The 7,337-nt window shown below is 77.8% G+C and carries 5 protein-coding genes; 3 read left to right on the top strand and 2 right to left on the bottom strand.

Going from position 1 to position 7,337, the window contains the following annotated elements:
* A partial coding sequence (locus ACFUEL_RS31280; RefSeq protein WP_380240191.1) for a LysM peptidoglycan-binding domain-containing protein occupies positions 1-4,050 on the top strand: 4,050 nt, incomplete at its 5' end.
* Positions 4,051-4,099: 49 nt separating this feature from the next.
* Here the strand turns inward: ACFUEL_RS31280 and ACFUEL_RS31275 are convergent.
* Positions 4,100-4,579: a VOC family protein gene (locus tag ACFUEL_RS31275; protein WP_380240189.1), complete on the bottom strand. Its 480-nt coding sequence runs from the start codon at positions 4,577-4,579 to the stop codon at positions 4,100-4,102.
* Between the two features lie 121 nt (positions 4,580-4,700).
* Here ACFUEL_RS31275 and ACFUEL_RS31270 point away from each other — a divergent pair, with 121 nt between their 5' ends.
* Positions 4,701-5,513, top strand: a complete 813-nt coding sequence (locus ACFUEL_RS31270; protein WP_380240187.1) for a nucleotidyltransferase domain-containing protein — start codon at positions 4,701-4,703, stop codon at positions 5,511-5,513.
* Positions 5,514-5,544: 31 nt separating this feature from the next.
* On the opposite strand, the gene ACFUEL_RS31265 is transcribed toward ACFUEL_RS31270, so the two are convergent.
* A complete protein-coding gene (locus ACFUEL_RS31265) occupies positions 5,545-6,108 on the bottom strand; it encodes a DUF4240 domain-containing protein (protein ID WP_380240186.1) in 564 nt (187 codons plus the stop codon).
* Between the two features lie 125 nt (positions 6,109-6,233).
* Between ACFUEL_RS31265 and ACFUEL_RS31260 the strand changes: the two genes are divergently transcribed.
* Positions 6,234-7,181: a zinc-binding dehydrogenase gene (locus tag ACFUEL_RS31260; protein ID WP_380240184.1), complete on the top strand. Its 948-nt coding sequence runs from the start codon at positions 6,234-6,236 to the stop codon at positions 7,179-7,181.
* Positions 7,182-7,337 lie beyond the last annotated feature (156 nt).

Raw genomic sequence — 7,337 nt, 5'->3', positions numbered from 1 at the left:
GCGGGCGGTTCGCTGCTCGCCGCGTTCGGCTCGCTGCTGGCACTGCTCCTGCTGCTGGTCGGGGTGCCCCTGCTGCTCGGCTACGGCACCCTCGCCGTCGCCGCGGCGGGCGACCCCGTGCACGGCGACCTGCTCGCCGCGCTCACCAGCCCCGACGACGGCAGCCTGTTCCTGTGGCTGCTGGTCGGCGTCGGCTGGATCGGCTGGCTGTGCTTCCTGCTCTCCGTCCTGGTCGAGGTCCCCGCCCAACTGCGCGGCCGGGTCGCCCGCCGGATCCCCGCGTTCGGCTGGAGCCAGCGGATCGCGGCGGGCCTGGTCGGCTCCGTGCTGGCGCTGCTCCCGGTCGCCGGGTCGGCCTTCGCCGCCGCCCCCGAGACCGCCCAGCGCCCGTCCGTCGTCGCCCAGTTGGACGCCGCGCCGACGTACGCCGCGCTGCCCGCCGGGACGCCCGCGGCCGCGCCCGCCGCCGAGCAGCAGCAGCCGGTCTACACCGTCCGCGACGCCCGGCCCGCCGACAGCCTGTGGTCCATCGCCGAACGCCAACTCGGCTCCGGCGAACGCTGGACGGAGATCGCCAAGCTCAACGCGGGCCGCCCGATGGACGATTCGGGCACCCGCTTCGACGCCGACCGGCCGATCCAGCCCGGTTGGCGGCTGCTGATGCCCGCCGACGCCAAGCCCGACGCCGGTACCCCGGCCACCGCCGACAGCGCCTCCGCGCCCGCGCTGCCCGTCGCCGGGTCCGCCGCACCCGCCCACGGCAGCGTCACCGTGCACTCCGGTGACTCGCTCTCCTCCATCGCCCAGCGGGAGTTGGGCGACGGCGACCGCTGGCCCGAGCTGTTCCAGGCCAACCAGGGCGCCACCGCCCCCGACGGCGAACGGCTCACCGACCCGGACGTGCTCACCCCCGGCATGGTGCTCACCGTGCCCGGCGCCACCCAGGCCCCGCCCGCCCCGCCCGCCCCGCCGGCGCCGTCGGCACCCGAGGCCCAGACCCCCGCGCCGAGCGCGCCCGAGGCCACGCCCGAGGCCACGCCCGCCCCGCAGCAGCAGGCCACCCCGCCCGCGGCCGAGCAGAGCCCCGCCGCCCAACCGTCCGCCGCCCAGCCGTCCGCCGGGCAGCCGTCCGCCGGGCAGGAGAACGCGCCGCAGCAGGACGCGTCCACCGACAACCTGCCCGCCGTCCGCAACCAGCACCCCGTGGCGACGAGCGGCGGCGACTACACGGTGGCGCTGGCCGCCTCCGGCCTCGGCGTGCTGATGGCCGCCGCGCTGATCACCCTGGTCGCCCGGCGCCGCACCGACCAGCAGCGGGCCCGCCGCCCCCGGCACCGGATCGCCCTGCCCTCGGCCGAGACCGGCCGCTTCGAGGCCGAACTGAAGGCCCGGCAGGACGAGCACGGCCTGGAACTGCTCAACCGGGCCCTGCGCACCCTGGGCCGCAACACCGCCCGCGGCGAGAAGCGGCTGCCCGCGCTGGTCGCGGCCCGGATCACCACCGCCGGCACCGTCGAACTGCACCTGGCCGCACCGGCCGTGCCGATCGCCCCGTTCCGGGCCGCGCACGCCCCGAACGTGTGGTGGTGCCCGGCCGACTCCACCGACCTGCTGTCCGCCGGGCAGGCCGCCAAGTACGTCGCCCCCTACCCGGCGCTGGTCACCCTCGGGGCCACCCCCGACGGCTCCACCGTGCTGGCCGACCTGGAGACCGTCCGGCTGGTGCACCTGTCCGGGCACCCCGAGGACGCCGAGGACGTGCTGCGCGCCCTGGCCGTCGAACTCGCCCACAGCCCGCTCGCCGACCGCCTGCACCTGCACCTGGTCGGCATCGCCGCCGACCTGCCCGCGGCCGGCCCCGCCGCCGACCGGGTGCACCACCACCCCACCCTGGAGGCCGCGCTCGCCGCCCTCGGCCCGCGCACCGCCAAGGCCCGCGCCACCCTGATCGGCGCGAACGTCGGCAGCCCCCGCGAGGCCCGCAGCCGGGGCAGCGCGGACGAGGCGTGGCTGCCGGAGATCGTGCTGTCCGCGCAGCCGCCCGCCGGCACCGTCCCCGCCGAACTCGGCCGCCTGCTCGACGGCCGCCCGCGCACCTGCCTGGCCGTCCTCACCCGCGCACCCGAGCGCGGCGCCGGACCGGTCGCCCGCTGGACGCTCCCCGCCACCGGCCACGCCGCGCTGCCCGGCCTGCACCTGAGCGTCGAACTCCAGCGCCTGAGCCGCGAGCAGTACGCCCGGCTCGGCGAACTCGTCCGGGTCTCCGGCGACCTCACCCAGCACCCGGCCCCGGAGTGGACCCTCGACGGGCCGCACAACGGCCCCGAGGACGAGGAGGCCGAACTCCCGCTGCCCGTCCCCGCGTTGGCCGCCGTCGGCGCCGCGATAGGAGCCGTCCCCGCCCCGTTCGGCGCGGGCTACCGCCCGGAGGAGGACGAGGCCGAGACCGAGGGCCGACCGGGCATCCGGCCGGACGGCTCGCTCGACGCCCGGCTGATCGCGCTGCTCGGCGGACCGACCGGGCCCGGGGCCGGGAGCGCGGCCGCGGGGGCGGAAACGGCTGTCGGGGCCGATGTCGCGCCGCGGACCAGTCTGGACAAGCCCGCCGCCACCGGTACGACGGCGGCGGAGCGCGCGGACGACGGTGACGCGGCCGGGCCCCGGCTGCTGGCCCGGGTGGTGCCCACCGGCAGCAGCCCGTTCGCCGGGCTGGTCCCGACCGCGCCCACCAACCCGTACGCGGTCGTCCCGGTGGTGCCCGTCCAGCCCGCCGCGCTGCCGCCGGTCGCGCCCTCGGTGCCCGCGCCGCCCGCCCCGCCCGCCCCCTCCGCGTCGCCCGCCCAGCCGCGGCACGCCGCCAACGGCCAGGCCCGCAAGGTCACCACGCCGCCGCACGGCACCCCCGTCGACCCCCGGGTGGCCGCCGCGCTGCCGGCCCACCCGGTGGGGGGTGAACTCCCGCCCGCAGCAACCGAGTTCACTCCCGGGCCGGGGCCCGATTCCGGGCCGGAGCCGGTGGCGGACGACGGCACCCGCTCCTTCGCGCTCGCCGCCCCCGCACCGGTCGAGCAGCCGGTCGCGCAACCGGTCGAGCCGCCGGTGCAGCAGCCGACGGTGGTCGAGCCGCTGCCCGCACCGGCGCCCGAGCCGCTGCCCGTCCACGACCAGGCGGCCGCCCCCGACCCGCGCTCGCCGGCCCGGCCCTCCGCCCGGCCCGGTAGCGGACCGGCCCGCACCGACAGCGACGACCTGCTGGCGATCCTGCGCTCCCCGGAGGCCCACCACCTGCGCTCCGCACCGCGGATCCGGGTGCTCGGACCGGTCGACGTGCTCGGCGCGGCCGGCAGCGCCGACCCGGCGGGCCGCCCCCGGCTGACCGAGCTCGCCGCGTACCTGGCGCTGCGCCCCGGCACCGAGCACGGCACGCTCGACCGGGACATCCACCCGGGTGCCGCCCACCTCGACCCGAAGGCCACCGCCGAGCGCCTCGCCGACCCGCTGCCGGCCAAACTCGCCGCGCTGTCGGGCTGGTTGGGCGTCTCCCCGGAGGGCCGCGGCTACCTGGGCGCGGTGCCCGCCGACAGCTACACCCTGGCGCCGACCGTGAGCTGCGACTGGGACGAGTTCCGCAGCCTGTACCGGCGCGGCATGCGCTCCACCTCCAGCACCGCCGACGCCGCGCTGGCCCACGCCCTCGCCCTGGTCCGCGGCGCCCCGTTCGCCGAGGCCCCGGCCGGGACCTTCGGCTGGGCGGAGGCCGAACGGCAGGACATGCTGGCGGCGATCGTCGACACCGCCCACGAACTCGCCGCCCGCCGCCTCCAGTACGGCGACCACCGCACCGCCGAGGCCGCGATCTTCCGCGCCCTCGCCGTCGCCCCCGAGGTCGAACTCCTGCACCGCGACCTGTTCTACGCCTACGCCTCGGCCGGCGCCCGCGACCAGCTCGTCCGCTCGGTCAACCGCCTGGACGCACTCAGCCGCCGCACCGGCCGCGACCTGGACCCGGACACCGTCGCCCTGCTCCGCGACCTGCTGACCGGCGGCTGAGCGCCCCGCCGCGCCGCCCCGCCGTTCCCGCTCCGGGGGCGGCGGGCGGTCAGCCGCCGTCCGCGGCGGCCTCCAGGGCGGCGATGTCGAGCTTGCCCATCTGCAGCATCGCGGCGGTGGCCCGGCGGGCGCGTTCCGGGTCCGGGTCGGCGAGCAGTTCGGTCATCCGGCGCGGCACGATCTGCCAGGAGAGGCCGTAGCGGTCCTTCAGCCAGCCGCACGGGCCCGGCGCGCCGCCGTCCGCGGTCAGCAGCTCCCAGTAGCGGTCCACCTCGGCCTGGTCGGCGCAGTCCACCTGGAGCGAGACGGCCTCGTTGAAGGTGAACTGGGGGCCGCCGTTCAGGGCCAGGAACTCCTGCCCGAACAGTTCGAAGGTCACCAGCATCACGCTGCCGGCCTCACCTGGCCCGGCCTCCGAGTAGCGCTGCACGTCGGTGACCCGGCCGTACTCGAAGACCGAGGTGTAGAACTCGGCGGCCTGCTCGGCCTGGTGGTCGAACCACAGGAAAGTGGTGATCTTCTGGCTCATCGGAAGGGTCCTCCGTTCCCGGACGGTCGCCCGGCCGGACGACCGGACCGCTCCGACGGTAGGGCGTTCGCGGCGCCCGGTGGCGCAGGCGCGTCCGCGCGGCCGTGTCAGGATGGGCACCATGACCCTTCCGGACCCGTTCGTGGTCGGGGCGGCCGCCGCCGACGCCGCCGATGCCTGCGCCGACGCCGGCCAACGGGCTCTGGCCGCACCGCTGCTGGCGGAGTTCGCGGCCCGGCTGCCCGCCGCCACCCCGGTGCGCGCGCTGTGGGCGCACGGTTCGCTGGCGTACGGCGACTACCGGCACGGACGCAGTGACCTCGACCTGGTCGCCGTCCTGCCCGCCGCCCCGGACGACCGGCTGCGGGACCGACTCGCCGCCCTGCACCGGGAGTTGATCGAGCGGGATCCCGACGCCGAGCGGCTGCACTGCAGTTACCCGTCGGCCGGGGAGCTCGCCGACCCGGCCGCCGCCCACTTCACCTTCGCCCAGGGCGAGCCGATGCGGCGCCCGGTCACCGCCGTCGCCCGGCGCGAACTCCTGGACGGGGGAGAGGTGTTGGCGGGCGAGCGGCCCGGCACGCTGCTGCCGCCGGTGGGCGATGCCGAACTGCACGCCTTCATCCGGGCCGACCTGCGCGACTACTGGTACCCGGTCACCGCCCGCCCCGACCCGTGGCAGCGCGACGTCTGGGTCGACCACGGCCCGGTCACCGCCGTCCGCGCCACCGCCGCGCTGCGCGAGGGCCGACTGATCACCAAGCGCGAGGCGATCGGCCGCCTCCCGGCCCTGGGCGCCCCGCCCGGCCTGGCCGAGGACATCGCCGCCCGCCGCTACGGCACCCCGCCCGTCCTCACCCCCGAGGCCCGGACCGAACGCGCCGAGCGGGCACGGCTGTTCACCCGCGCGCTGATCGAACGGGCACTGGGCTGAGGGTATGGGGGGCTGAAGGTGCGGCGGGCGGTCAGGTCGCGTCGGCGAACAGCGCGGTGAGCCGGGGCAGCCGGGCGGCCCGCTCCTCCGGCGTCCACGCCGGGTCGTCGAACTCGGCGTCGACCGGGCTCTCGTGGCCGATCTCCGCCAGCGCCTCCTCCAGGCCGTCCTCCTCCCCGGTGAGCCGCTCGTACGCGTGGTCGGCGCAGTAGTCGAGCGTCTCCCAGGCCGGGAAGACGTGGTCGTCCCACTGTGCGTACGGCAGTTCGGCCAGGTGCCGGAAGGCGGGGTGGCCGGCCAGCGCGTCCGGGTCGTGCACGGCGAGGTGGTGGGCCTCGCGGCCCAGGCCGAGCAGCCAGCCGTGGAAGTACCACAGGCTGTCGTCGCTGACCCAGCCGCGCAGCACCGTCTTCGCCACCGCCAGGGTGGCCGGGGTGTCCAGCGGGGCGCGGGCCTCGTCCAGCCGGAGCTGGAACTCCAGCACCTCGGGCAGCGGCAGGGCGGCCAGCCGCGCCGTCAGCCGCTCCTCCCGCTCGCAGGCCGGGCCGCCCGCCGCGCTCGACTCCACCAGGGCCCAGAAACCGTCCGTGTCCATGGTCCGGATCCTGGCAGCCGGCGCCGACAGCGCCCGCCGCCGGGGCCGCTTGACCTCAAGCGCGCTTGAGGTCACAGGATGGGTGCCGGGCCGGAACGGCCGGCCCGCGGACGGGCGGAGGCGTGATGCGGGCGGTGTGGCTGCGGGAGTTCGGCGGACCCGAGGTGCTGGCGGCGGGCGCCGCCCCCGACCCGGCGCCCGGCCCCGGGCAGGTGCTGGTCGAGGTCGCGCACGCCAACCTGACCTTCGTCGAGACCCAGTTCCGCGCCACCGGCCTGGGCCCGTTCACCGCCACCCTGCCGATGGTGCCCGGCAACGGCGTCGGCGGCACCGTCACCGCCCTCGGCCCCGGCACCGACCCGTCCTGGCTCGGACGGCGGGTGGTCTCCTCCACCGGCGGCAGCGGCGGCTACGCCGAACTCGCCGCCGTCCCCGCCGACGGCCTGCACGCCGTCCCCGACGGCCTCCCGCTGGACGCCGCCACCGCGCTGCTCGCCGACGGCCGCACCGCCCGCCTGCTGCTGGAGACCGCCGCCCCCGCCCCCGGCGAACGCGTCCTGGTCACCGCCGCGGCCGGCGGCGTCGGCACCCTGCTGGTGCAACTCGCCACCGCCGCCGGGGCCCGCGTCCTTGCCGCGGCCGGCGGCCCGCGCAAACTCGCCCTGGCCGCCGAACTCGGCGCCGCCGAGACCGTCGACTACCTGCGGCCCGACTGGACCGACGGCCCGGCCCCCGTCGACCTCGTCCTCGACGGGGTCGGCGGCGCCCTCGGCCGGGCCGCCGCCGGACTGCTCCGCGACGGTGGCCGGATCCTCAGCTTCGGCCTGGCCAGCGGCAGTTGGACCGAACTCCCGGCCGAGGAGGCCGCCGCCCGCGACCTCACCGTCCTCCACCTGCGCCCCACCCCGGACCGGGTCCGCGCCGCCACCGTCCGCGTCCTTGCCGAAGCCGCCGCCGGCCGGCTGCGCCCCGTCATCGGCCTGCGCTTCCCGCTGGAGCGCGCCGCCGACGCCCACCGCGCCATCGAGTCCCGCGCCACCCTCGGCAAGACCCTGCTGGACGTCCGTCCCTGAGCCGGTCCGAAACCGGTCGTGGGCGACCCGCCCGCGGCGTTAGTGCCGCGTCAGGCAACCTTTGCCGTGAAGGAGCGGCGTCCGGTGCGTTCTCTCGGCGTGCCGGCCGGAAGCCCTCGTACTGGGTGTACTTGGGTTTTCGGCCGGTGCGGCGAG

The organism is Kitasatospora sp. NPDC057198, from assembly GCF_042670125.1.
Taxonomy (GTDB): Bacteria; Actinomycetota; Actinomycetes; order Streptomycetales; family Streptomycetaceae; genus Kitasatospora.
This window is presented reverse-complemented; position numbering and strand designations above follow the sequence as displayed.

Bases quoted from the DNA above. Each gene is read 5' to 3' on its own strand.
- ACFUEL_RS31275 (WP_380240189.1), bottom strand. From the start codon at position 4,579: ATGAGCCAGAAGATCACCACTTTCCTGTGGTTCGACCACCAGGCCGAG.
- ACFUEL_RS31260 (WP_380240184.1), top strand. From the start codon at position 6,234: ATGCGGGCGGTGTGGCTGCGGGAGTTCGGCGGACCCGAGGTGCTGGCG.
- ACFUEL_RS31270 (WP_380240187.1), top strand. From the start codon at position 4,701: ATGACCCTTCCGGACCCGTTCGTGGTCGGGGCGGCCGCCGCCGACGCC.
- ACFUEL_RS31265 (WP_380240186.1), bottom strand. From the start codon at position 6,108: ATGGACACGGACGGTTTCTGGGCCCTGGTGGAGTCGAGCGCGGCGGGC.